The following is a 24771-nucleotide window of genomic DNA, read 5'->3' as shown; positions in this document are numbered from 1 at the left end:
TTCGGACTCCCGTCAACGTGGCATCAACCGATCTCGGCGGCGCGTTTGACCGCTGCACGGATCCTTGGGTAGGTGCCGCAGCGGCAGATGTTGCCCGACAGTGCCTGATCGATGTCGCTGTCGGTGGGCTTGGGAATTTTCGCCAGCAACGCGGCGGCAGACATGATCTGCCCGGACTGGCAGTAACCGCACTGGACCACGTCGAGTTCGGCCCAGGCTTGTTGCACCGGGTGCGATCCGTCGGTGGACAGGCCTTCGATGGTGAGGATTTTTTGCCCGTGGGCCACTGCGGTGGCGGGCGTGATACAGGAACGCAGCGGCGCGCCGTCGACGTGCACGGTGCAGGCGCCGCACTGGGCGATGCCGCAACCGAATTTGGTGCCGGTCAGGTGCGCGACATCGCGCAGGACCCACAGCAGCGGCATGTCTGCGGGGACATCCAGCGCCTGGTCCTTGCCATTGATGTTGAGGGTCAGCATTGCGATTTTCCTCAGACTCACGGTGTTCTGAAGGGGCTCTCTGGGCTGCGCCGTTACGCCCTTGTAGGAGCCGAGCTTGCTCGCGATGGCGTCAGGTCTGACACACCGCGTTATCGTTCATCGCGAGCAAGCTCGGCTCCTACAGGGGCGGCGTTATCCTTTCAGCTAAGCGCAAAATGCGGGGCGAGACGGGTTCATCGACCACCGGTCACGCAAAGAAGACTGACGTAACTCGCTCTGTGTAGCAGCTGCCGAGCCCGCGAGGCTGCGTTCGGCGACGAAGTCGTCGTGAAGTCAGGCTCTGCGGTGTGCCAGGAAAACTGCGTTCGCAGGGTTTACGACGACTTCGTCGCCGAACGCAGCCTCGCGGGCTCGGCAGCTGCTACACAGAGCGGTTGGGGCTTAGAAGTCGGTGGACACCGACAGCTCACGCCACGTCTGCAACTCTTCAGCGACGAAGGTGTTCTTGGCTTCGATCGCTGCGACACAGTCGCTGCCCAGCGGTAAGCGCAGCGGGGCTTTTTCCGCTTCCACCAGGGTGATCATGGCTTGGGCGAGCTTGTCCGGATCGCCAGGCTGATTCAGGGTCACGGCCTTGGCAATTTTGCGCACCTCACCCGCCGTGCTGTCGTAGTCGGCAATCGAAGCCGGGGATTCGACCAACGAATTACCTTCGAGGAATTCGGTGCGGAAGTAACCCGGCTCGACAATGGTCACGTTGATGCCCAGCGGTGCCAGCTCGGCGTGCAGCGCCTCGCTCAAGCCTTCGACGGCGAATTTGGTGGAGCAGTAGACGCCAAAGCCCGGCCCTGACCTGTAACCGCCCACGGAAGAGAGATTGATCACATGTCCACGGCGAGCCGCGCGCATGTGCGGCAGGACGGCGCGTGTGACATTCAGCAAGCCGAAGACGTTGGTTTCATACACACGGCGCACTTCGTCGGCGCTGGCTTCTTCCACCGCACCGAGCACGCCGAAACCGGCATTGTTGACCAGCACGTCGATGCGCCCGAAGTGCTCGATGGCCGCCTTGGCGACCGCGACGCCCTGGGCTTCATTGGTCACATCAAGGGTGGCTGCCAGCAAACCCGGCTGCTCGCCAAAACGCTGGGTGATGCTACTGGCGTCACGGGCGGTGGCGACCACGGCGTCGCCATTGGCCAGCGCGGCGGCAGCAATCTTGGCACCGATACCGCGAGAAGCACCGGTGATGAGCCAGACACGTTTGAAGTTTTGGGAAGTGGTCATGTTCGCGAATCCTTGTAGGCAGTTGGGGTAAGCACAAGGTACGCAGGAACATTGGTCGGAAAAATGCCCTCGTGTTACAAGCACTATGAAACGCTCTTTCATAATGGTACCTGTATGAATCACGACCCTTTCGACGGTTTGACCGAGTTTCTCGCCGTCGCCGAGCACAAAAGTTTCACCCTGGCCGCGACTCGGCTAGCCGTCACGCCCACCGCCGTCAGCCATGCGATCAAGCTCTTGGAACGACGTACCGGCGTGTTGCTGTTTCAGCGCACCACGCGCCGAGTGGCACTGACCGAAGCCGGCGCCAGTCTGTTTGCCCGCTTGCGTCCAGCGGCCAGTGAAATCGATGAAGCGCTGGCGGTGCTCAGCGGTTTCCGTGATCAGCCCATGGGCACGCTGCGACTCACGGCACCGCGATTGTCCGGGGCCTTGCTGATGGAGCCGCTGATTCCGCTGTTCCGCGAGGCCTACCCGCAAGTCACTCTCGATATTTCCCTGGACGACGCCACGGTCGACCTGATGGCCGGCGGCTTCGATGCCGGGATTCGCCTGGGAGAGTCGATTGAAAAAGACATGATCGCGGTGCGCCTCACACCTGACCTGCAATGGTCAGTGGTGGGCTCCCCGGCGTACTTCGCCAAGGCTGGTAAACCGGCCATCCCGGAAGACCTGACCCGACATCAATGCATCGGCTTTCGCTTCTCGACCTCCGGCAGCGCGCATCGCTGGGAGTTTCGCCGCGAGGGTCGGGACTTCACCGTCGGCGTCGAAGGCGGCGTGATCGTCAATGACCGCAGGCTATTGGTGGCGGCCGCACGCAGCGGTTCGGGCCTGGCCTATGCCTGTGATCTGGAGATTGCCGACGAGTTGGCGGATGGACGCCTGGAACAGGTGCTGCAACCCTTTGTGCCACTCAGTTCGGCGTTGTACCTGTACTTTCCCAGCCGCACCCAGACACAGCCAAAACTGCGGGCCTTTATTGATTTGGCCACCCGGTGGATCGCTGAAAAAGGAGGCCTGGGCCGTCGCTGACCCGTCGCCGCCAAGCCACGACACCAGCTACATCAAGGTTGTTTCACGTAAGCCGCGCTGTACTTCTGATACTCACCAAAACCGGTCACTTCAGCGGCGCCATTGAGCAACTGCAGGCGAAACAGCGGATCGCCCTCAGGATCCAGTGCAATGACAAGGTTGCCGGCGAGCAGCGGATACTGATGATGGACTTCAACAGGCGGATCCTTGAGCTGAAAAATGCTCAGGTTGATGTCCGCCATCTCGGGGCCGTTATCAATCCCCGGCAATACTTTGAGGGTCAACTCGCCGACACGCCGATCCTGGAAATTGTTCACGAGATAGCGCCCTTCTCTCTGACTGTCAGCAACCGGCTCAAGCTTTTGCGCGGCGACCTTGAACGCGGTCGGCCGCACATTGATGCTTAATTGACGAGAGCCGTTGATCCACGTGCCGGTCTGGCTGCCCTGCTCGTTCGGCGTGCCTTCGACAAACCAGTTGCCGATCATCTGGCCTTCGTCGTCCAGCTCACGCAGAACAATACCGCCATCTTCGTAGGTATTGCCCACCAGCCGGATCGGTTTACCGCTGCCAGTCTTGCTGTAGCGAACTTCGCCAACATAGACATTACCCTGAAGTTGCCACCAAAGCTCAACAGGGATCTTGTCATCGAGGGTGCCGCGCAACATGACGGGCGCTTCACCGACGGGCCCCTCGAGGCGGCGACGCTCCGTCCACTGGCCGGATTTCAGTTCACGATCGGTAACGTCCACATAGCCAGAAGGCATGAACGGATTCGCTTCCGACGGCTTTTGCACCACTTCTATTTTCTCGGCCACCTTCACAGGCCGGTTGTCCTGAATTTGCCAGGTCGCGCTCTGGCGCCAGCAGCAGCCGCTTTTGGACTGGGTATGCAGGCTTTTGGTGACCGGATCGATGTCGAACATGCCCAGATTTGCGTCACGGGTCAGAGCGGAAAAAGGCTTGTTCAATACGAGCGTCGGGCTCTGGGGATCGAACAGGTAGATGTCGTAGGACGGACCGCCATAGCCCGCGTCATTGCCATTGCGTACGGCAAGATCTTGCTGCCCGTCGAAATTGAAATCGCCGAACAACAGCAGACTTTGATCGGCATACGCCAGGTTGCGGTCGAACTCCGAAGCTTTGCGGCCTGGCTTGAACAGGGCGAACGCTTCGGCTGATTCGATGCGTTGCAGCACCTGCCCGCCGGCCCTTTCGCGCAACGTAATCAGCGCGGGAGCGCCATCGAAAGTCTGGGTGGGTGGCTGTGCAAACAGCACGTCGATGACGTATTTCTGCGCAGGATCCGTAAGGTGATACGTCTGCGGTTCGGCACTCACCGCAGCGGCGGTCAGCAGACAGGAAACAGCCAATAAACGAGGAATAACCATGATGCAGAGCGTCCTTGCGGCAAACCAGGTCCGCAGTCTAGCGGCTATCGGGTCATGCCGACATTGTTGATTCCGTCGCCAAAGGAAACTCTTTCAACTTGTCGATCTACGGTACGGCCAGACGACCCGAGGCTGACTACGCTGAAAGTCCAGCCTGAGGAATCCGTAGAGGAGCGACGCCATGCACCGTGTTCAAAAACTCACGCCCTGCCTGTGGTTCGACGATCACGCCGAGGAGGCCGCGAAGTTCTACTGTGCAATCTTCGATCATTCGAAAATCACCGCCACTACCCACTACGGCAAGGCCGGTCAGGAGATCCACGGCAGGCCCGAAGGCTCGGTGATGACGGTCAGTTTCGAACTGGACGGGCAAAGTTTTACCGGCCTCAACGGTGGTCCCGTTTTCACGTTCAATGAGGCGGTTTCATTTCAGGTCAATTGCGATACTCAGGAAGAAGTCGACCACTTCTGGGGGCGCCTGTCCGCGGGCGGACCCGCTGAGGCCCAGCAATGCGGCTGGCTCAAGGACAAATTCGGCGTGTCCTGGCAGATCGTACCGGTGGCCCTGATGGACATGATGAAAGACCCAGACACGGTAAAATCCCAACGCGCCATGACGGCGATGTTGCAGATGAAAAAACTCGATATCGCGGCACTGCAACGAGCCTTTGACGGCGAGAGCTAATACACTTCGACGCTGACCTGCCGAGGACGCTGACCATGAAGCCCGCCGTTGCCAAAGACGCTGACAAAGCCCCGCGCTTCTGGCGCGACGACGCCCTGCCCTTCATCGAAGCCCGCTCCATCGCCGACGGCCGCGAGGTCTGCTACACCCGGCATTCCCACGAGCACTTTTCCATCGGCGCGATCACGGCCGGGCGCAGTACCTACCTCCACGAGCAATCGGAGTTTCAGGTCAGTGCCGGCACCGTGGTGCTGATGAATCCCGGTGATGTCCACGCCTGCAATCCCATCGACGACGAGCCGTGGTCGTACCTGATGCTGTACGTCGAGACACCCTGGCTGACCGATTTGCAGCATCAGCTCGGTTTCAGCCAGGACCTGGCGTTCCGCCGGTTTTCCATCACCCACACTCACGACAGCGAGCTGTTTGCCGGCCTGAAGGGTTTGTACGACGTGCTGGTCGATGCGCAGCAAGACGTGTTGCGCAAGCAAAGCGCGGCCGTGGAGTTTTTCACCGACGTGCAGCAGCGGCTCAATCCGATCGATCAACCGTTGCGAGAGCCCAATTTCAAACTGGAACGGGCGGCCGATTACATCCGCGACAACTGCACGCAACTGCTCAAGCTCGAAGACATTTGCGAGGCAGCTCAGCTATCGCCGTCCTATCTGATCCGTGCGTTCAAGCAGCATTACGGCATGACGCCTCATGCCTTTCTGGTCAACCGGCGTATCCAGTTTGCCCGCGATCAACTGCGCAGCGGCAAGCTGATCGCCGATGTGGCGCTCGAAGCCGGGTTTGCCGATCAGGCGCATTTTCAGCGTGCGTTCAAACAGCATCTGGCGGCGACACCGGGGCAGTATCGCGGCTGACTCCAACGACGCGATCCCTGTGGCGAGGGAGCTTGCTCCCGCTCGGCGGCGAAGCCGTCGTAATTCCTTTGGATGCGGTGTAACTGAAAAGAAGCAGGGCCGCTTCGCAGCCCAGCGGGAGCAAGCTCCCTCGCCACAGGGATCCGCGTTGATTGTGCTTAAGGTATCAACAGGTACACCGCGCTCGCCGCCAGCAGCAACGCCATGCTCCGATTGAACAGGCGCATGCCCGCAGGGTTACTCAGATAGCCGCGTAAAAACGTCCCGGCATACGCCCAGCAACCGACGGACAGGTAGCAAATCACCAGATACACCGCCGCAAACTGCCAGACCAGCCGCGCTTCGCCATCCGCCACAAACGCGCCCATACCGGCCACGCAAGCCAGCCAGGCTTTCGGGTTGAGCCACTGCATGACGGCGCCGTACAACATCGACGGCGCACGGCCTGACTCCTTCGCATCCAGATGCCCATTGTCGGCAGCCAACTTGAAGGCCATGTACAACAGGAACGCCACACCCGCCCATTGCACCATCTGCGTCAGCGCTGGCCATCGCTGCAACACTTCATGCAGGCCTAATCCCATCAATACCAACAACAAAACGAAACCCAGCGTCGCCCCGGCCACATGCCGTTGACTGGCGCGAAAACCAAACTGCGCACCGGAACTCAACGCCACGATGTTCACTGGCCCCGGGGTTATCGAGGCCACTAATGCAAACGCCGCCATCGAGATAATCAGACTCATCACAGACCTTCTTCTATTCAGTTGAACGAGGCCTCAAGATAAAGAGCGACCTGAGGGCTGTATTGAACAAAACACCCCTCAGCTGTACCGCGACCGATGTCCACCACTGTATGGGTCAAGCCACCCCACGCCTGTGATAAAAATACCGTTCCTGCTTTTGGAGCCCCGTCATGGACCTCGCCACCCTCACCCTGTTTCTGCCGGCCTGCTTCGCCTTGAACATGGCACCCGGGCCGAACAACCTGTTGTCGGTCAGCAACTCGACCCGTTACGGCTATCGCATTGCCTGTGTCGCCGGCATCGGTCGGCTGCTCGCGTTCGCCGGCATGATCGCCCTCGCGTCGGCGGGGCTGGCGGTGGTGCTGCAAACGTCGGAATTGTTGTTCTACGGGATCAAGATTCTGGGGGCGGCGTATCTGCTCTACCTCGCCTGGCAATTGTGGCGCGCCGATCCCGGAGCCGAAAACGTGGTGGCGGGCGCTCCGGTGGGAATGCTGGCGTTGGCGCGGCAGGAGTTTCTGGTGGCGGCCGGCAATCCGAAAGCGATCCTGATCTTCACCGCGTTCCTGCCCCAGTTCGTCGACTCGACCCAAGCCGTATCGCCGCAATTCGCCGTGTTGGGCGCGTTGTTCCTGGTGCTGGAATGGATCGCCATCGGCGCCTACGCCTACATGGGCCTGCACATGCGCCGCTGGTTCGCCGAACCCCAGGGCAAGCGGATATTCAATCGTTGCTGCGCGGGATTACTGTCAGCGGCGGCTTCGGTGTTGCTGATGGCGCGGCGGGCCTGAGGTTGATGCTGCCTTCTGCAGGATCGACGTAGGAGCTGCCGAAGGCTGCGATCTTTTGACTTTGATCTTCTTGGGGCAATCAAGATCAAAAGATCGCAGCCTTCGGCAGCTCCTACGAATTCTCTGTCGATTTTCCGGTGGAGGCGTTCCTCGACGAGTCTTATGCTCATTCCATGAACCTACAAAACGCTTTGCTTCCGCCCCACGCCGAGATGGTTCGCGCCATGCTCGAACGAGACACCGCCTACGAGGGGGTGTTCTTTACCGCGGTCAAAACCACCGGCATCTTCTGTCGCCCCAGTTGCACGGCGCGCAAGCCGAAGCCGGAGAACGTCGAGTTCTTCGCCCATGCCGATGAGTGCATGTCCGCCGGCTACCGCGCTTGCCTGCGCTGCAAGCCACTGGACGCGGCGGCCATTGCGCCGGACTGGGTGCAGAAGCTGCTCAAATCGGTGGACGCCGACTCAGAGCAGCGCTGGACCGATGCCCAGCTGCTGGCCGAGGGCATCGAGCCGCTGAAATTGCGCCGCTGGTTCAAGCAGCATTTCGGCATGACCTTTCACGCCTGGTTGCGCACTCGACGCCTCGGCGTGGCGTTGGGCGGGATCAAACAAGGCGATTCCATCGACAACGCGGCGTTCGATTCGGGCTACGAGTCCCTGAGCGGGTTTCGCGATGCGTTTCAAAAGTCCTTCAACATCACGCCCGGCCGCGCCGCCAACAGCGAGCCGCTGCTGTTCACTCGCCTGACCACACCGCTGGGGCCGATGATCGCCATGGCTGAACGCCGTGGGCTGGTGCTGCTGGAGTTTCTTGATCGGCCAGCGCTGACCAAGGAAGTCGAAGAATTGCAGAATCGGTACGGCTATGCAGTCGCGCCAGGGCATAACGCGCATTTGCAGCAGATTGAAGCCGAACTGACGCAGTACTTCGCCGGCAAACTCACTGACTTCAACGTTCCACTACACTTGCCTGGCAGCGATTTTGCCCGACAGGTCTGGGCCGAACTGGCGAAGATCCCGTACGGCCAGACCAGCACCTACGGCGCCATCGCGGCGCTATTGGGTAAACCCGGCGCCAGTCGCGCCGTGGGCCTGGCCAACGGGCATAACCGTCTTTCGATTGTGGTGCCCTGTCACCGGGTGATCGGCGCGGACGGCTCGCTGACCGGCTATGGTGGAGGACAACCGCGCAAGGCGTTCTTGCTCAGGCTGGAAAAAGCGGCGGTGCAGATCACGCAACAACTCGCATTCTGATCATTTGCAGGTATCTCAAAAAGTCATAAGGAAGGACATTCGATGGACACGCTCGACAACCAATTTCACCAGTTGCACCAGGACGGCTTGCTGATTCTCACCAACGTCGGCGATGCCGCCGGGGCGCGAATTGTGGAGCAACTGGGCAGCAAAGCCATTGCCACCAGCAGCGCGGCGGTGGCCTGGGCTCACGGTTATCCGGATGGCAATGCCTTGCCCCTTGAGCGCCTGATATCAACGGTCGAGTCCATCGCCCGGGTGATTTCGGTGCCGTTGACCGTGGACATCGAGGCTGGTTATTCCGATGACCTGACGCGGGTGGCCGACCTCATCGATGCGGTGATTGCCGCCGGGGCCGTCGGGATCAATATCGAGGACGGTGCGTCCCCGCCCGAGCTGCTGGTGCGCAAGATCGAAATCGCTCGGCAGGTTGCCAGCCGCCGAAATGTGAAGCTGTTCATCAACGCCCGCACCGATGTGTACCTCAAGAGCCTGGTGCCCGCCGAAGATCGCGTGGCCGAGACGCTCAAGCGCGCCGCGTTGTATCAAGCGGCCGGTGCCGATGGGTTGTTTGCTGCCGGGGTCACCGCCGAATACGAAATCGCTGCGCTCTGTCAGGGCACCATGCTGCCGTTGAACGTGCTCGGGCTGCCTGGCTTGCCATCGCCCGAAGAGCTGAAAGCCCTCGGCGTACGCCGTTTGAGCGCGGGTTCACGCATCGCCGAGTTTCTTTATGGCGCCATGAGCGCACTGGCCAAGAGCTTTCTGGAAACAGGGACACTCGACAGCCGTGATCTGAAGGCCTTCACCTATGGCGAAGTGAACGCCCTGCTGGCACCGTCCGGGAAAGCTTGACCCCATGCCCGACGCCTATCTGCCCGCCACCGAGTTTCTATCGTCCATCGATGAGGACTGGCGCCGCCACATCGCCGCCATCGGCCCTTGCCTGCATCAGCCCCATGCGGCTCGCGATCCTTATGAGTCGCTGGTGCGGGCGATTGCCTACCAGCAACTGCATGCGAAGGCCGGGGATGCGATTGTCGGTCGGTTGATCGCGTTGTTCGGGACGGGTGCGTTCCCGAGGCCTGAACAGATTCTGGCGACAGGCTTTGATCAAATGCGCGGGTGCGGGTTTTCCGCTGGCAAGATCGCAACCATTCAGGGCATTGCCCAAGCGGCGCTGGACGGTGTGGTGCCGGATTACGCCACGGCACTGGCCATGGAGGATGAGGCGCTGATTGAGCGGTTGATTACCTTGCGCGGGGTTGGGCGCTGGACGGTTGAAATGTTGCTGATTTACAGCCTGGAACGGCCGGACATCTTGCCCGCCGATGATTTCGGGGTACGTGAGGGGTATCGGCGGATGAAGGGGTTGGAGGTGCAGCCCAATCGCAAGCAGATGATTGAGATCGGGCTGGGGTGGAGTCCGTTTCGGACGGTGGCGGCGTGGTATTTGTGGCGTGTTCCAAAGCCGCCTGTTCCAGTCATAACCCCGACTTCAACCGACTAAACGCCCGAATCAACGCCCGGTTAAACGCCTTCCCATTGTCATTCTTGCTATACAACGACCCCCTCACCTCAGCCGAAGGATACGTCCCCGGGTCATTGCGAATCGCCGGATCAATCAAGCCGTCCGCCGCCGTAATCGCATTGGCGTAATGAATGGTGTCCGTGATCGGCGCAATCACCTCCGGCGTCATCAGATAATCCATCAACGCCAGCCCCGCCTGAGGGTGAGGCGCATCCTTGGGAATGACCATCGCGTCGAACCAGATCAACGTGCCCTCCTTCGGTATCCGATAACTCAGCTTGAACGGCTTGTTCGCAGCCTCGGCCTGCCCGGCGGCGATGGCCACGTTGCCGTTCCACGACATCGCGACGCAGGTGTTGCCATTGGCGAGGTCGCTGATGTTCAGGTCATTGTCGAAGTAGCGGATGTAGGGCCGGATTTTCGCCAGTTGCTGTTCGGCCCGTTTCAGGTCATCGAGGTTCTGGCGGTTGATGTCCAGCCCCATGTACTTCATGACCGCGGCGAAAACTTCGTTGGGATCGTTGAGCAAACTGACCCCGCAATCGGCAAACTTCGACACCACCGCCGGGTCGAACAGCATCGCCCAACTGTCCCGTGGCGCGTCGGGCAGGCGCTTCTTGATTGCCTGTTCCTGATAGCCGACGCCAGTGGTGCCCCAGGCGTAGATCCCTGCGTAGCGATTGCCCGGATCGAACACCGCCATGTGCTGGCGGAACTCGTCACCCACGCCGGCAAAATGCGGCAGCTGTTGCGGGTTCAGGGTTTGAATCGCGCCGCTCTGGATCGCCCGGGACAAATGCTGGCCGGCGGTAAGCACCAGGTCATAGCCGCTGCGACCGGTGAGCAGTTTGGTCTCTACGGTTTCCAGGGAGTCGAAGTGGTCGGCCACCACGTGGATGCCGGTTTCTTTCTCGAAATTGGTCAAGGTATCCGGGGCCAGATACTCGCCCCAGATGTACAGATTGACCACCGGTTTAGCGGTGTCGGCGGCCTGCACACACAGGGGTGCGAGCACCAGCAGTAATGCTTGAGTCAGTTTGTGCAGGCCCATTTTTCAAACTCCCTTTTTGTTGCAGGCACTGCCTGCATACTGCGGCATGGTGATGCAGGCGACGTTACCGCCGCCGAGGAGGATCTCCCGGGAGTTTTCGATGCCGACGATTGTGTGCTGCGGGAACAGTTCGGCGAGGGTCGCCATTGCTGCCTGATCGTTACGATCGCCAAACAGCGGTACGACGATCGAGGTGTTGCCGGCGTAGTAGTTGATGTACGACGCACAGATTTTGGTCCCGGCCTGACGGGTGTGGGTGCTGTCTTGCTGATCCAGGCCTTCGGCTTCCTCGGCGGTCCATTCCAGCACGTCCGGTTGCGGCAGCTTGTGCACTTTCAGCTCGCGGCCACGGCTGTCGCGGGTGCTGCGCAGGATGTCGTAGGCCTCCTGGTAGATTTCCCATTGCGGGTCATCGCGATTGTCGGTCCATTGCAGCACCACTTCACCGGGGCGCACGAAGCAGGCGAGATCGTCGACATGGCCGTCGGTTTCGTCGAACTTGCAGCCACGTGGCAGCCAGATGATTTGCTCGGCGCCGAGGTAATCGGTCAATCGCCGGGTGACTTCTTCCTTGCCCAAATGCTGGTTGCGATTGCGGTTGAGCAGGCATTGTTCGGTGGTGAGAACGCTGCCCTGGCCGTCACTCTGGATGCCACCCAATTCGGCAATCAGCGGCGCGCGATAACGGTCGAACCGTTCGATTTCGAGGATTTTGCTGGCGATCTGATCGTCCTTGTCCCACGGGTAATAGAGGCCACCGTCGAGGCCGCCGTAAGCGTTGAACTCAAAGTCCACGCCGCGCACCTCACCGCTGTCATCGTTGACCACAAAGCATGGGCCACTGTCGCGGAACCAGGTGTCGTTGCAGGTCATTTCCACCACCCGCACTTGAGGCGGCAATTGGCGGCGAGCGGTGGCGAACTGCGCGGCGGAGGCGCACACGGTGACCGGTTCACTGCGGGAGATGGCAGTGACGATCTGCACCCAGACTTTCTGTGCAGGCTTGCCGCCATTGCGCCAGACGTCGGTGCGCTCCGGCCAGCCGAGCCAGCAACCGGACTTGGTTTCGAATTCGCCGGGCAAACGGAAACCATCGAGTTTCGGGGTGGAATCGAGCAAACGTGCCATGGTCAAACCTCATCGCGGGGATTGGAATGACCACAGGCTACGGTCGCCAGCGTCCTTCTCGCCAACGATGATTATTTCGGAATACTTGAATTCAACTCATCAATCGATCAGCTGATCGTTGAACCATTCCAGCATCTGCGCCACTGCCGGGCGCTCCAGCCGCACCCGCTCACACACCAGCGCATATTGGCCGAGTGCAGTCATGCTTGAAGTGAACGGCCGGACCAGACGACCGCTGAGCAAATCCTCCTGCGCGGTCAAGTTATCGCCCATGGCCACACCCTGACCTTGAGCCGCCGCTTCCAGCGCCAAACCGGCGTGGGCGAAATACAGCTGCCGTTCGGGGCGCTGATCGCCGGCATGGCTGGTGAGCCAAGCGGTCCAGGTCTTGCCGTCCTGATCATCGTGCAGCAGGCAGTGACGCGTCAGATCCTTCGGAGTTTTCAAGGTGCCCTGGTTGAACAGACCGGGACTGCACACCGGGAAGAACTGCAACGCCGGCAACGGCCTGACGAAGTACGCGCTACTGTCCACCGGGCCGGTGCCGTAAGTGATCGCCAGGTCGATGTCTTCGCCCGGCGCCGTGGCGTCGATCGGTTGTTCGTAGAGGTGCAGGGTGATGTGCGGATAGCGCGCGTAAAAATCCGTCAGGCGACTCATCAACCACTTTTGCGCCAGCTCGGCGGTGACTGCCAGGCGTAACACCGCCAGCGATGACGGGTCACGCAGCTCATCGCAGGCATCGCCGATCAGTTCGAAGGCCTGCTGCAAGCTTTGCATCAGGCGCCCGGCGGCCATCGTCGGGCGAATTTGCCGGCCTTCACGGATGAACAACGTCACGCCCAATTGCTCTTCGAGCTGGCGAATCTGATGGCTGACCGCGCTGTCGGTGACGCACAACTCCGCCGCCGCCCGGCCGAAATGGGCGTGGCGGGCGGCGCATTCGAAGGTTCTGAGTGCTGCCAGGGAGGGTAGTCGTCGCATGAATAGAGCCCCGATTTCAAGGCGCCCATGCTGCCTTGGCCATTAGCAGGCGTCCAGCAGGACCGAGTTATCGTTCATCGCGAGCAAGCTCGCTCCCACATTTGATCTTCAGTGAACTCAGTATTTGTGTACAACACCGATACCCTGTGGGAGCGAGCTTGCTCGCGATGAGGCCAGCACATTCACCACAAATCCAACGCCCCATCACCCGCCCTTATCCACCATGACTTCCCCCCAAACCCGGCGCATGTTGGTGCCTCAATCGGAGGGATTCGCCATGCTCAACGCACTCAAACAGATCAACTCAACCTCAGCCTTTAACCGCTGGGCCGGTTTCGAAGTCACTCGCGCCGAGAACGGCGAAGCCGAGCTCACGATGGCTTTTCGCGAGAGCGATATGGCGCAGTACGCAGGTTTCCTGCACGCCGGACTGATCGGCGCGCTGCTTGACACAGCCTGCGGATTCGCAGCCGGAACGGTCGCCGGCAACGTGCTGGCCTCGCATTTTTCAGTGAACTGCCTGGCACCCGCCATCGGCGAAGTGTTCATCGCTCGGGGTCAGGTAGTGAAGGCTGGCAAGAAGCAAGTGTTCGCCCGCGCCGAGCTGTTCGCGCAAACCGGCGATCAACTGAAACTGGTGGCGACCGGCGATGCGATTCTCGTACCGGTCGAGGGGCGCTGAAGGTCTAGGCTGTCTTGGGTAAGTTCCAGACCTGTCGGAGGTTCCCATGCAGCTCGAAGGCTCCTGCCATTGCAGCGCAGTGTCGTTCAGTTTGACCAGCGCCCACCCCTACCCGTACCAGCGTTGCTATTGCTCGATCTGCCGCAAGACCCAGGGCGGTGGCGGTTATGCGATCAACCTGGGTGGCGATGCCGGCAGCCTGAAGGTGCGCGGTCGCAAGCACATCGCGATTTATCACGCACGACTCAAGGACGAAGGCGATAAACGCGCCCACAGCAGCACCGCCGAGCGGCATTTCTGTTCTCTGTGTGGCTCAGGCTTGTGGCTGTTCAGCCCGGAATGGCCGGAGCTGATTCACCCGTTTGCCTCTGCCATCGACACCCCGCTGCCGGTGCCACCGGAGCACACGCACTTGATGCTCGGTTCCAAGGCGCCGTGGGTGGAAGTCGAGGCGCATCCTGGGGATCAGCAGTTCGACGTCTATCCCGAAGAATCCATCGCCGAGTGGCATGAGCGCTTGGGTTTGAGCCGCTAAGCCGGTTCACATTCTTTGACAGTTTCCCGACAAAGCTGTCAAAGATTGCAGGCCGGCAGCCGCCTAGCATGGGCGCATCCAAATTCCCTCGGGTGCTCCCATGCTTCGCTCGCTATGTCTTTCGTTGACTTCGCTTTGCCTGCTCATTCCCACCGACTCGTTACGGGCCGAAGACTGGCGCTATACCTTGCGGGCCGGTGCAGCCAGCGTGCCCCGTTACAGCGGCAGTGACGAACGCGCGGTGGTGCCGCTGCTGGGCGGTGAAATCGTCAGCCCTTACGGAGTCTTTCTGGACACTGAAAAGGGTCTGGGCTGGGCGTTTGACGAGGACGACTTCGGCCTCAGCGTGTACATCGGCGCCAGTGATGTGCGCAAGGATCGCAAGACCGGGTTCAAAGGTTCGGATGAGCTGAACGGCATGGGCTCGATCAAGACGCGCCCGGCGCTGGGGCTCGACGGGACTTACCACATGGGGCCGATTATTCTCGGTGCCAGTTTTGAGCATGCCTTGGAAAAGGACGATGACGATCACGACACCGGCTCGGCGTGGAACCGGTTAAAACTGAGCATCAGCGCGCCGTTTTATGAGGGTGACTATGGCAAGGTCGTAGGCAGCCTCAATAGCCAGTTTGGTGACAGCAATTACGTGCGCACCTGGTACGGCGTCAGCGCTGCCCAGGCTTCGCGCAGTCAGTTCAGGGCTTATGACACGCATGGCGGGCTGGTGAGTCGCGGGGCGGATTTGACCTGGACAGTGCCCGTCAATGATCGGTGGAGTGTTTCGACGGTGTTGGCTGTGCAATATCTGGCCAATGATGCGGCGGATAGCCCGATTGTTGAGCGGAGGATGCAGACATCATTGGCTGGGCAGGTTGTGTACACCTTCTGACCATGCGGTGTTGCAGATGGCCCTATCGCGAGCAAGCTCGCTCCCACAGGGGAATGCATTCCAAAATGTGGGAGCGAGCTTGCTCGCGATGGCGTCAGTTAGAACAACACAACTAATCCAGGTGCGCCCAGGTCATGCGGAACGACGCCCCGCCCCACGGCGAGTCCGCCACTTCGACTTGCCCACCATGGGATTGTGAGACTCGCCTGACCAATGCCAGGCCCAGGCCGAAGCCGCCAGTGCGGCGGTCGCGGCTGGCGTCCAGGCGCGAGAACGGTTCGAAGATTTTCTCCCGCCCGTCCATTGGCACGCCCGGCCCGTCGTCGTTGACCCGCACTTCGTAGTGATCACCGGTGCGCACCAACGACACTTCCACCCGCTCATCGGCATAACGAATGGCATTGCGCAGCAGGTTGATCACCGCCCGGGCCATGAAACGCGGTTCGATGCGCACCTCATCGACCTGACACTCGACAATCAGCAATTGCACGCCGGCGGCTTCAGCTTCCAGCGCGACGCTGCCGACCACGCTGTCGAGCCAACTGCTGGCCTGAATGTTTTCCCGAGTGATCACCGTGGCGCCGCGCTCGAGGCTGGCATAGGTGAGCAGTTCGGACACCATCTCTTCCAGCTCGCCGAGGTCGGCGTACATGTCGGCAATCAGTTCACGGTTCTGGGCCGGATCGGGTTGTTGCTTGAGCTGGTCGAGCTCAAACGACAACCGGGCAATCGGCGTGCGCAATTCATGGGACACCGCGTTGGTCAGCTCGCGCTGATTGGCTATCAGGCCTTCGATGCGGGCGGCCATCAGGTTGAAGTGTTCGGCCAGGTCACGAATGTTCGAGCGCTTGGACAGCTGGATCCGCGACGACAGGTCGTTATCGCCAAAACGCTCGGCCGCCAGGCGCAGTTTCTCCAGATCCCGCCAATGCGGGCGGACCCAGAACAACAACACGAACCCGATCATCACGGCGATCATCAGATAGGCCGCGGCAATGTAGAACGGCATCAAACTGGGCTCGGCCGGCAGCTTGATGCTGAGCAACTGCGAACCGTCGTCAATGCGCGAGATAAATTGCGTGTACTTGTCGCGAATCACCAGCAGCCCCCGGGCCAGCTCGGCTTTCTCCAGATCGGTCAGGGACAGTTGACCACTATCGACCAGGGTCAGGCCCAAGCCATAGTGGGGGCGCACCGCCTCCAGTTGTCGCTCCCGGTCCGAAGCGTCCAGCTCCCGCAACTGCTCGGCCAGCGACCAGGCCTGGCCGCGCACCGCCTCGCGGTTGTAACTCTGCATTTGGCCGTCGAGCAACGCATCGAACGTGCGCTCGACCGTTTGCAGCCCCAGTACCAGGCCAACCGTCATCACCAGAAACAGCCCCAGGAATAACCGCAGCATTTACAGCTCCCACGCAAACGGATTGAACAGGTAACCCTTGCCCCAGACGGTCTTGATGCACACCGGCTCTCGAGGGTTGTCCTTGAGCTTGCCCCGCAGTTTGCTGATGTAAACGTCAACGCTGCGGTTGAGACCGTCGAACGCAATGCCACGCATGCGGTTGAGAATGTCGTCGCGGGACAGAATCTTGCCGGCAGCGCTCGCCAGCAACCACAGCAATTCGAACTCCATGGTGGTGAGTTCGATGCCCTCACCCGCCAGCCGCACTTCCCGGCAGCTGCGGTCGATGCTCAGATGGCCGAACTCCAGAGCGGTGCACACGCCGCTGTCCGGCGTTTGACGACGTTGCAAGGCACGCAACCGGGCCAGCAGAACCGGCGGTTTGATCGGTTTGATCACGTAGTCATCGGCGCCGGACTCCAGCCCGAGGATGTGATCAAGATCGTCTTCCTTGGCGGTAAGAATGACGATCGGCGTGTCGGACACGCTGCGGATCTCGCGGCACACGTGCAGACCGCTCTGGCCCGGCAGCATCAGGTCGAGCACGACGACTTTCGGTTTGAATTCGAGGAATGCGGCCAATGCGAGGTCGCCGCGGTGCACCTGCCGGACCTCAAAGCCATGTTGCGACAGGAAATGCGCGATCAGCCCGGAGAGCTTTTCGTCGTCTTCCACCAGCAGTACTTTGCCAAAACCCAGGCTATCCATAACGACCGTCTGCCAACCCTTGCGTGAAGTGGCCGGCATTATGGCGCCAATCGGTGACCGGACGGTTATCGCAGGCAGCAAAAACCGGCCTCGGGGGCCGGTTTTCGGAGATGTTTCATTCTTTTAAGAGTTTTTAACAATTCACATGCAAAGATCACAGCCTCGTTTCACTCGACAGCTCCTACATTGGAATGCATTTCCTGTAGGAGCTGTCGAGTGAAACGAGGCTGCGATCTTTTGATCTTCACGCCGCGGTCGGCACACCGCTGTGGAAACGAAATTCCACGTCCGGCGACTCGATCAGCTCCTGCTCGGCGGCGCGGACCTTGTCGATCACCTGGGCGATGTCCTTGGCGTCACCGTACTGGTAGGCCAGTTTCAGGTAACCCTGGAAATGCCGGGCCTCGCTTTTCAGCAGGCCGAAGTAGAACTTGCCCAGCTCTTCGTCCAGATGCGGCACCAGCGCCTCGAAACGCTCGCAGCTGCGGGCTTCGATAAAGGCGCCGACCACCAGGGTGTCCACCAGTTTGACCGGCTCGTGGCTGCGCACCACTTTACGCAGGCCCGAGGCGTAGCGCCCGGCAGACAGCTGACGCAGCCCGATCTTGCGCTTTTTCATCAGGCGCATGACCTGTTCGTGGTGCACCAGCTCTTCCCGGGCCAGACGCGACATCAGGTTGATCAGATCGACGTGAGAGTGATACTTGGCGATCAGGCTCAACGCGGTACTGGCGGCCTTGAATTCACAGTTTTTGTGATCGATCAGCAGGGTTTCCTGATCGGCCAGTGCGGCCTGAACCCAGCCGTCGGGGGTACGGCAGCCGAGGAACTCGTGAATTTCGGGAAGGATCATGGGGCTCACGGATAAGAGGTCAATTCGAAGGGCGCCGATTATACCGGCCTGCCGGCAGACCACCAGTCGCGACCGTTGATATACATCAAGTCCCGAATAGCCAGCCAGCAACTATAGTTGTCCAACGCAATATTTTTTACTTCATGGAGATCCCGATCATGCAAGCCATTCGCAGCATTCTGGTGGTCCTCGAACCTGAACACTCGGAAAGCCTGGCGCTCAAACGGGCCAAGCTGATTGCCGGTGTGACCCAGGCTCATCTGCATCTGCTGGTCTGCGACCGCAAGCATGACCACAGCGGCATGTTGGGCGTGCTCAAGGCCGCGCTGATCGAGGACGGCTACAGCGTCACCACCGAGCAGGCCTGGAACGAAAGCCTGCACGAAACCATTGTCGATGTGCAGCAGGCTGAAGGTTGCGGACTGGTGGTCAAGCAGCATTACCCCGACAGTCCGCTGAAAAAAGCCCTGCTCACCCCGGCGGACTGGAAGCTGCTGCGTTACTGCCCGACGCCGGTGCTGTTGGTCAAAACCTCGAAACCCTGGACTGGCGGCGTCATTCTGGCGGCGATCGACGTCGGTAGTACCGATGGTGAACACCGCACCTTGCACTCTTGCATTGTCGATCACGGTTACGACATCGCCAGCCTGGCCAAGGCCCATTTGCACGTGGTCAGCGCCCATCCGTCGCCGATGCTGTCGGCGGCCGACCCGACGTTGCAACTCAGCGAAACCATCGAGGCGCGCTATCGCGAACAGTGCAAGGCGTTTCAGGCCGAGTTCGACATTGATGACGACCACCTGCACATCGAGGAAGGTCCGGCGGATGTGTTGATTCCGTTCATGGTCCACAAGCTGCAAGCGGCGGTGACGGTCATCGGTACCGTGGCGCGGTCCGGATTGTCAGGGGCGTTGATCGGGAATACGGCGGAGGTGGTGCTGGATGCGGTGGAGAGCGATGTGCTGGTGCTGAAGCCGGATACGATCATGGACCATCTGGAAGAGATCGTGACCCAGCATTAGAGAAGATCAAAAGATCGCAGGCTTCGCCAGCTCCTACTTGGTATTGAGTTCAACCTGTAGGAGCTGGCGAAGCCTGCGATCTTTTGACTTTAAAAATCAGGCGCCGAAGGCGTCTCTGAGGAAACCGGGTGCAATGTAGCGCTGGTAATGCGCCTCGGAGAGCAAAAAGAACTCCCGATCAATGGCATCCCGCAGTTCCGGCAGGTTCCAGTCGCGAAACTCCGGCATCAGCACCATCCCGTAGGCTTCCAGATTGTTGATCACTCGCGCGCCCCGGGCGATCAACTGATAGGCCCAGCAATATTCCGACTGATGCGGCACAAAGCGGATCTTGCGCTGCTCCAGCTGCAATCGAAGGCGCTGTGGATCGAAAACCTCCAGCTTGCTGGCCATCACCTGGGACAGCAGCAGCTCAAGACGCAGCCACACCGCGCGCTTCTCCTCCTCGTTGTAACCATTCCAATTGATCACTTCATGGTGGAAACGCTTGCAGCCACGGCACACCAAATCACCGTAAACAGTGGAGCAGAGGCCGACGCAGGGGGTCTTGATGGTCTGATTGGGCATAGGTTGGGAGAGCACGGGAAAGCAGAACAGGTCGGCATGTTAGCCCTTTGTCTAACATTGATCACCCCTCAATCTTGAGGGTCTAACTTACCTTTAATTTTTTTTTGCCGTAGAATCAGCCAGCCTTTTAAGGCGCCAATGTCCGTTAGAAGCTGTTTTCAAAGCGTCACGAGCACAGTCGTTCCTTCAGAGCGGTGTTGGCGAAGGGTTTTTCCAGCGGGGAAAAGCCCAACGCCAACCCTCATCAGCTCCCCGTTCTGCAGGCGTAAAACTTTGAAAGCAGCTTCTGTAAGGAATTGTCGGTAATTCTGGCTAAGTGGCCCACAACGCCACGCAGCGCATGAGTACGGCAATTTCGGGATGAGCGTCCCGGACACCCAGATGGGACCACTGATGAGGGTAATAACTGTGCTTGAAGCCTACCGCAAACATATCGAAGAGCGTGCAGCACTGGGTATCGTTCCCCAGCCACTAAACGCCGAACAAACTGCAGGCCTGGTCGAGCTGCTGAAGAATCCCCCGGCTGGCGAAGAAGCTTTCCTCGTTGACCTGATCACCAATCGCATTCCGCCAGGTGTGGACGAAGCAGCCTATGTAAAGGCCGGCTTCCTGTCTGCCCTCGCTAAAGGCGAAGCAAAATCCCCTCTGATCGACAAGAAACGCGCTGTTGAACTGCTCGGCACCATGCAGGGCGGCTACAACATCGTGACTCTGGTTAATCTGCTGGACGACGCCGAACTGGCGCCAGTCGCTGCCGAAGAACTCAAGCACACCCTGCTGATGTTCGACGCTTTCCACGACGTCGCTGAAAAAGCCAAGAACGGCAACGTTCACGCTAAAGGCGTGCTGCAATCCTGGGCTGACGGCGAGTGGTTCAAAAACCGCCCTGTGCTGGCCGACAAGATCAGCCTGCGCGTGTTCAAGGTTACCGGCGAAACCAACACCGACGACCTGTCCCCTGCTCCTGATGCCTGGTCCCGCCCGGACATCCCGCTGCACGCCCTCGCCATGTTGAAAATGGCCCGTGAAGGCATCGTGCCTGACGTCCAGGGCGTCACCGGTCCGATGAAGCAGATCGAAGAAATGCGCGGTCAAGGCTTCCCGATCGCCTACGTCGGTGACGTGGTCGGCACCGGTTCGTCGCGTAAGTCGGCGACCAACTCGGTACTGTGGTTCTTCGGCGACGACGTTCCTAACGTGCCGAACAAGCGTGCCGGTGGTTTCTGCTTCGGCAGCAAAATCGCTCCGATCTTCTACAACACCATGGAAGATGCTGGCGCACTGCCAATCGAATTCGACGTCACCAACATGCACATGGGCGACGTGATCGACCTGTACCCGCATGCTGGCAAAGTCTGCAAACACGGCACTGACGAAGTCCTGACCACCTTCGAAATGAAGACCCCGGTGCTGTTGGACGAAGTTCGTGCTGGCGGCCGTATCCCGCTGATCATCGGCCGCGGCCTGACCGACAAGGCCCGTGCCGAATTGGGCCTGGGCCCTACCGACCTGTTCAAACTGCCTGAAGCACCTGTCGATACCGGCAAGGGCTTCACCCTGGCACAGAAAATGGTCGGCAAGGCTTGTGGCCTGCCAGAAGGCAAAGGCGTTCGTCCAGGTACTTACTGCGAACCGAAAATGACCACCGTCGGCTCTCAGGACACCACCGGTCCTATGACCCGTGACGAACTGAAAGACCTGGCGTGCCTGGGCTTCTCGACCGATCTGGTGATGCAGTCCTTCTGCCACACCGCGGCTTACCCTAAGCCGATCGACGTGACCACCCACCACACCCTGCCAGACTTCATCATGACCCGCGGCGGCGTTTCCCTGCGTCCGGGCGACGGCATCATCCACAGCTGGCTGAACCGTATGCTGCTGCCGGACACCGTCGGTACCGGTGGTGACTCCCACACCCGTTTCCCGATGGGCATTTCGTTCCCGGCCGGTTCCGGTCTGGTAGCGTTTGCCGCAGCCACTGGCGTTATGCCGCTGGACATGCCGGAATCGATCCTGGTGCGCTTCAAAGGCAAAATGCAACCGGGCGTCACCCTGCGTGACCTGGTTCACGCCATTCCTTACTTCGCGATTCAGGCTGGCCTGCTGACCGTCGAGAAGAAAGGCAAGAAGAACGCCTTCTCCGGCCGCATTCTGGAAATCGAAGGCCTGGACAACCTGAGCATCGAGCAAGCTTTCGAGCTGTCCGACGCTTCGGCCGAACGTTCGGCTGCCGGTTGCACCATCAAGCTGTCGAAAGAGTCGATCACCGAGTACCTGAGCTCCAACGTCACCCTGCTGCGCTGGATGATCGGCGAAGGCTACGGCGATGCGCGTACCCTGGAACGTCGTGCTCAAGCGATGGAAGCCTGGATCGCCAACCCTGAGTTGATGGTTGCCGATGCTGACGCCGAATACGCTGAGATCATCGAAATCGACCTGGCCGACATCAAAGAGCCTGTGCTCTGCGCGCCAAACGATCCGGACGACGCCCGTCTGCTGTCCAGCGTTGCTGGCGAGAAGATCGACGAAGTGTTCATCGGTTCGTGCATGACCAACATCGGTCACTTCCGCGCTGCCGGCAAGTTGCTGGAACAGGTCAAAGGTCAGCTTCCAACCCGTCTGTGGCTGTCGCCGCCGACCAAAATGGACGCTCACCAGCTGACCGAAGAAGGCTACTACGGCATCTACGGCAAGGCCGGCGCTCGCATGGAAATGCCGGGTTGCTCGCTGTGCATGGGTAACCAGGCACGTGTAGAGCCGAACTCGACTGTCGTGTCGACTTCGACCCGTAACTTCCCGAACCGTCTGGGTGACGGCGCGAACGTCTACCTGGCTTCGGCCGAGCTGGCGTCTGTTGCTTCCATCCTGGGTCGCCTGCCGACCGTCGAGGAGTACATGGAATACGCTGGCAAGATCGACAGCATGGCGGCCGATGTTTACCGCTACCTGTCCTTCGACCAGATCGCCGAGTTCCGTGAAGCTGCTGCGAACGCCAACATCCCGGTCGTTCAAGCCTAACGCTGCAACGCAATAAAAAACGCCGCCCATCGTGAGATGAGCGGCGTTTTTTTATGCCTGCAAGGTTTGCACGAACCCCTGTGGGAGCAAGCTCGCTCCCACAGGTTATGCGGATGACTTGAGTGCTTGTTGCACCGCTCCGTCGACGCTCAAGCCGCTGAGAATCACCTGCTCCAGTTCCTGCGTCGGTAACAGCGCGAGAACCGCTTTGGCCTCGTGTTTGAGTCGCGCCAGAATCAGCAGCTTGTCCTCGGCTCGCACTTGCATAAAGAACGCTTCCAGCGCCTCGATACTCGTGCCATCCAGGTTGGGAGACTCCTCCAGACTGAGGATGATCGTATGAATCGGTGGCGATGCATGCCGGGCCAGGCGCAATGCACCGCCCAGAATGCGCTCCACGTTGGCAAAAAACAGCGCCTCGCTCGGCCTGACGATCAACACTCCGGGGATCTCGCTAGCCTGAGGATGGCGTTGCACGTCAACAAATTCATGGCCACCGCCCATTTGGCCCAGCACCTGAATATCCGCCGATGACATCTGCTTCAACATCAGCACCACGCTGATCACCACCGCCACTAACAAGCCGTCCAACACACCCAGCACCAGCACCGCCGCCACCGCGCAAATCACCAGCAGACGATCGCGACGCCAGACGAAATACCGGCCCAAGGGCTGCAGGCTCAAGCCTCGCGCCAATGCGTGAATGACAATGGCCGCCAACACTGGCTCGGGGGTCAGGGCAATCCAGGGCAACACCGTCAACACGATGAGCAACACCACCCCCGCCGCTACCGCGCCCGCCAGACGCGATCCGGCACCAGCCGCCTCATTGGCCGACGTCGCAGAATAACCGGCGCCCGCCGGCATGCCATGAAACAGGCCCGACAGCACATTGGCTGCACCAAGTGCCAGCAGATCGCGGTTCGAGGACACACGGTCGCCGTGCTTGAGCGCAAACGAGGTGATCGATCCGTAAGACTCGGCGTACAGAATCATCACCATGGCAAACGCCAATTCTCCCAGGCGCAGCCAGTCGGTAAACGGCAGCACAGGAAGGCGCGGCACCTCCAGGTTCAAGTCGATCACGCCAATCAGTTTCACCCCATAAGCGGGCAAGTTCAGCCATTGACCGGCCGCGATGCCAAGCGCCACCACCAGCAAACCTCCCGGCAAACGCCTGACCCGCGCGCACAGCCACAACACCAGCAAGGACACAGCCGCCACAAGGGCGCCGACCCGGTTCCACTGCGGCAACTGCTCAAGCAGTTGCGGCAGGAAACGGATCAGGTTGCCATTGTTCAAGTGCACGTCAACGATGCTCGCTACTTGCTTGAGGATGATCGTCACTGCCAGACCGAAGGCAAAGCCTCGCAGCACCGGTTTGGCAATAAAAGACGTCACACTGCCGAGTTTGAACAACCCGGCCAGCAGGAAAAACCCACCCGTCACCAGCACCAGACCGATCGCCAGCGTCATGCGCAGGCCCGAGTCACCATTGGCCAAAGTGGCTGTGGCGGCGGCCAGTACCGCCGCCGATGACGACGTAGCAGAAACGATGGCAAAACGACTGGTGCCAAACAACCCGTAGCACAGCAGACCGGCAAATAACGCAATCACGCCCGCCTGTGGCGGCAACGCGGCAATGCTTGAATAGGCGACCGCCTCGGGTAACAACAAACCGGCGATCGACAGCCCGGCCAATACGTCCAGCCAACGGTTTGGCCTATCGGCTTGGGGTTGCGCCGATGCGCCGTGAGCACGAGCCATGAAGCGTCTCCAGAGAAAGATAGACTGGCCGGGAAAAGTCCTCGGCAAACGCTCTATGACGCGTTTATGCAACCTCAAGCTTAATCGCTAAGCGCACGGAATGTCGGCTCTGGGTCAGGAGTTGAGCAGTTTCAACA

At 60.1% G+C, this 24771-nt stretch carries 24 protein-coding genes; 12 read left to right on the top strand and 12 right to left on the bottom strand.

Features of this window, described 5'->3' with window-relative positions:
- Positions 1-23: 23 nt before the first annotated feature.
- Both ACA079_RS14240 and ACA079_RS14235 read right to left on the bottom strand, forming a co-directional pair.
- On the bottom strand, positions 24-479 hold the full coding sequence (locus ACA079_RS14240) for a (2Fe-2S)-binding protein (protein ID WP_046048854.1): 456 nt from the start codon (positions 477-479) through the stop codon (positions 24-26).
- A gap of 402 nt (positions 480-881) precedes the next feature.
- A complete protein-coding gene (locus ACA079_RS14235; RefSeq protein WP_497704010.1) occupies positions 882-1727 on the bottom strand; it encodes an oxidoreductase in 846 nt (281 codons plus the stop codon).
- A 114-nt stretch (positions 1728-1841) separates the two neighbouring features.
- On the opposite strand from ACA079_RS14235, the gene ACA079_RS14230 reads away from it, so the two are divergent.
- Complete coding sequence (locus tag ACA079_RS14230; RefSeq protein WP_497704009.1) at positions 1842-2762, top strand: LysR family transcriptional regulator; 921 nt, start codon at positions 1842-1844, stop codon at positions 2760-2762.
- Between the two features lie 32 nt (positions 2763-2794).
- On the opposite strand, the gene ACA079_RS14225 is transcribed toward ACA079_RS14230, so the two are convergent.
- Positions 2795-4153 carry an XAC2610-related protein gene (locus tag ACA079_RS14225; RefSeq protein WP_497704008.1) on the bottom strand — a complete coding sequence of 453 codons (1359 nt, stop codon included), beginning with the start codon at positions 4151-4153 and terminating at the stop codon, positions 2795-2797.
- Positions 4154-4334: 181 nt separating this feature from the next.
- Between ACA079_RS14225 and ACA079_RS14220 the strand changes: the two genes are divergently transcribed.
- Both ACA079_RS14220 and ACA079_RS14215 read left to right on the top strand, forming a co-directional pair.
- Positions 4335-4838, top strand: a complete 504-nt coding sequence (locus ACA079_RS14220) for a VOC family protein (protein ID WP_497704007.1) — start codon at positions 4335-4337, stop codon at positions 4836-4838.
- Positions 4839-4873: 35 nt separating this feature from the next.
- On the top strand, positions 4874-5707 hold the full coding sequence (locus tag ACA079_RS14215; protein ID WP_415768775.1) for a helix-turn-helix domain-containing protein: 834 nt from the start codon (positions 4874-4876) through the stop codon (positions 5705-5707).
- A gap of 158 nt (positions 5708-5865) precedes the next feature.
- On the opposite strand, the gene ACA079_RS14210 is transcribed toward ACA079_RS14215, so the two are convergent.
- Positions 5866-6453: a LysE family translocator gene (locus ACA079_RS14210; RefSeq protein ID WP_497704006.1), complete on the bottom strand. Its 588-nt coding sequence runs from the start codon at positions 6451-6453 to the stop codon at positions 5866-5868.
- 170 nt (positions 6454-6623) lie between these two features.
- Here ACA079_RS14210 and ACA079_RS14205 point away from each other — a divergent pair, with 170 nt between their 5' ends.
- The 4 genes from ACA079_RS14205 (at position 6624) to ACA079_RS14190 (ending at position 10010) form a co-directional block, all read left to right on the top strand.
- Complete coding sequence (locus tag ACA079_RS14205; RefSeq protein ID WP_497704005.1) at positions 6624-7244, top strand: LysE family translocator; 621 nt, start codon at positions 6624-6626, stop codon at positions 7242-7244.
- Positions 7245-7417: 173 nt separating this feature from the next.
- Positions 7418-8500, top strand: coding sequence for a bifunctional transcriptional activator/DNA repair enzyme AdaA (locus ACA079_RS14200; protein WP_497704004.1), 1083 nt, complete (start codon positions 7418-7420; stop codon positions 8498-8500).
- Between the two features lie 42 nt (positions 8501-8542).
- Positions 8543-9355: an isocitrate lyase/PEP mutase family protein gene (locus ACA079_RS14195; RefSeq protein ID WP_497704003.1), complete on the top strand. Its 813-nt coding sequence runs from the start codon at positions 8543-8545 to the stop codon at positions 9353-9355.
- A 4-nt stretch (positions 9356-9359) separates the two neighbouring features.
- Positions 9360-10010: a DNA-3-methyladenine glycosylase family protein gene (locus tag ACA079_RS14190; RefSeq protein WP_497704002.1), complete on the top strand. Its 651-nt coding sequence runs from the start codon at positions 9360-9362 to the stop codon at positions 10008-10010.
- On the opposite strand, the gene ACA079_RS14185 is transcribed toward ACA079_RS14190, so the two are convergent.
- From ACA079_RS14185 to ACA079_RS14175, 3 genes are all read right to left on the bottom strand, one after another.
- Positions 9985-11082, bottom strand: coding sequence for an extracellular solute-binding protein (locus ACA079_RS14185; RefSeq protein WP_497704001.1), 1098 nt, complete (start codon positions 11080-11082; stop codon positions 9985-9987). The genes ACA079_RS14190 and ACA079_RS14185 overlap by 26 nt on opposite strands.
- 3 nt (positions 11083-11085) lie before the next feature.
- Positions 11086-12210: an agmatine deiminase gene (aguA, locus tag ACA079_RS14180; RefSeq protein WP_497704000.1), complete on the bottom strand. Its 1125-nt coding sequence runs from the start codon at positions 12208-12210 to the stop codon at positions 11086-11088.
- A 99-nt stretch (positions 12211-12309) separates the two neighbouring features.
- Positions 12310-13194 (bottom strand): LysR substrate-binding domain-containing protein, encoded by an 885-nt coding sequence (locus tag ACA079_RS14175; RefSeq protein WP_201187467.1) that lies wholly within the window; start codon positions 13192-13194, stop codon positions 12310-12312.
- 277 nt (positions 13195-13471) lie between these two features.
- Between ACA079_RS14175 and ACA079_RS14170 the strand changes: the two genes are divergently transcribed.
- The 3 genes from ACA079_RS14170 (at position 13472) to ACA079_RS14160 (ending at position 15300) form a co-directional block, all read left to right on the top strand.
- The gene (locus ACA079_RS14170; RefSeq protein ID WP_497703999.1) at positions 13472-13876 is read left to right on the top strand and encodes a PaaI family thioesterase; all 405 of its coding nucleotides are present in this window, start codon (positions 13472-13474) and stop codon (positions 13874-13876) included.
- A gap of 46 nt (positions 13877-13922) precedes the next feature.
- Positions 13923-14411: a GFA family protein gene (locus tag ACA079_RS14165; RefSeq protein ID WP_497703998.1), complete on the top strand. Its 489-nt coding sequence runs from the start codon at positions 13923-13925 to the stop codon at positions 14409-14411.
- 100 nt (positions 14412-14511) lie between these two features.
- Positions 14512-15300 (top strand): MipA/OmpV family protein, encoded by a 789-nt coding sequence (locus tag ACA079_RS14160; RefSeq protein ID WP_497703997.1) that lies wholly within the window; start codon positions 14512-14514, stop codon positions 15298-15300.
- 112 nt (positions 15301-15412) lie between these two features.
- Here the strand turns inward: ACA079_RS14160 and ACA079_RS14155 are convergent, their stop codons facing one another.
- The 3 genes from ACA079_RS14155 to ACA079_RS14145 all read right to left on the bottom strand — a co-directional run bounded on the left by ACA079_RS14155 (position 15413) and on the right by ACA079_RS14145 (position 18260).
- Entirely contained in the window at positions 15413-16699 is a 1287-nt protein-coding gene (locus ACA079_RS14155; RefSeq protein WP_497703996.1) for an ATP-binding protein, read from the bottom strand.
- Positions 16700-17407: a winged helix-turn-helix domain-containing protein gene (locus tag ACA079_RS14150; protein WP_497704324.1), complete on the bottom strand. Its 708-nt coding sequence runs from the start codon at positions 17405-17407 to the stop codon at positions 16700-16702.
- Between the two features lie 244 nt (positions 17408-17651).
- Complete coding sequence (locus ACA079_RS14145; RefSeq protein WP_497703995.1) at positions 17652-18260, bottom strand: MiaE family protein; 609 nt, start codon at positions 18258-18260, stop codon at positions 17652-17654.
- A gap of 158 nt (positions 18261-18418) precedes the next feature.
- Between ACA079_RS14145 and uspL the strand changes: the two genes are divergently transcribed.
- Positions 18419-19282, top strand: a complete 864-nt coding sequence (gene uspL, locus ACA079_RS14140) for a universal stress protein UspL (RefSeq protein ID WP_497703994.1) — start codon at positions 18419-18421, stop codon at positions 19280-19282.
- A 96-nt stretch (positions 19283-19378) separates the two neighbouring features.
- On the opposite strand, the gene ACA079_RS14135 is transcribed toward uspL, so the two are convergent.
- Positions 19379-19849: a DUF1289 domain-containing protein gene (locus tag ACA079_RS14135; RefSeq protein WP_497703993.1), complete on the bottom strand. Its 471-nt coding sequence runs from the start codon at positions 19847-19849 to the stop codon at positions 19379-19381.
- A 408-nt stretch (positions 19850-20257) separates the two neighbouring features.
- Between ACA079_RS14135 and acnB the strand changes: the two genes are divergently transcribed.
- Positions 20258-22867 carry a bifunctional aconitate hydratase 2/2-methylisocitrate dehydratase gene (gene acnB, locus ACA079_RS14130; RefSeq protein ID WP_497634678.1) on the top strand — a complete coding sequence of 870 codons (2610 nt, stop codon included), beginning with the start codon at positions 20258-20260 and terminating at the stop codon, positions 22865-22867.
- Between the two features lie 105 nt (positions 22868-22972).
- On the opposite strand, the gene ACA079_RS14125 is transcribed toward acnB, so the two are convergent.
- Complete coding sequence (locus ACA079_RS14125; protein WP_497703992.1) at positions 22973-24634, bottom strand: SulP family inorganic anion transporter; 1662 nt, start codon at positions 24632-24634, stop codon at positions 22973-22975.
- Positions 24635-24771: the final 137 nt, after the last annotated feature.

The organism is Pseudomonas sp. LBUM1645, from assembly GCF_059716185.1.
Note: the sequence above shows the minus strand (reverse complement) of the source record. Positions and strands in the feature narration are given on the sequence as shown.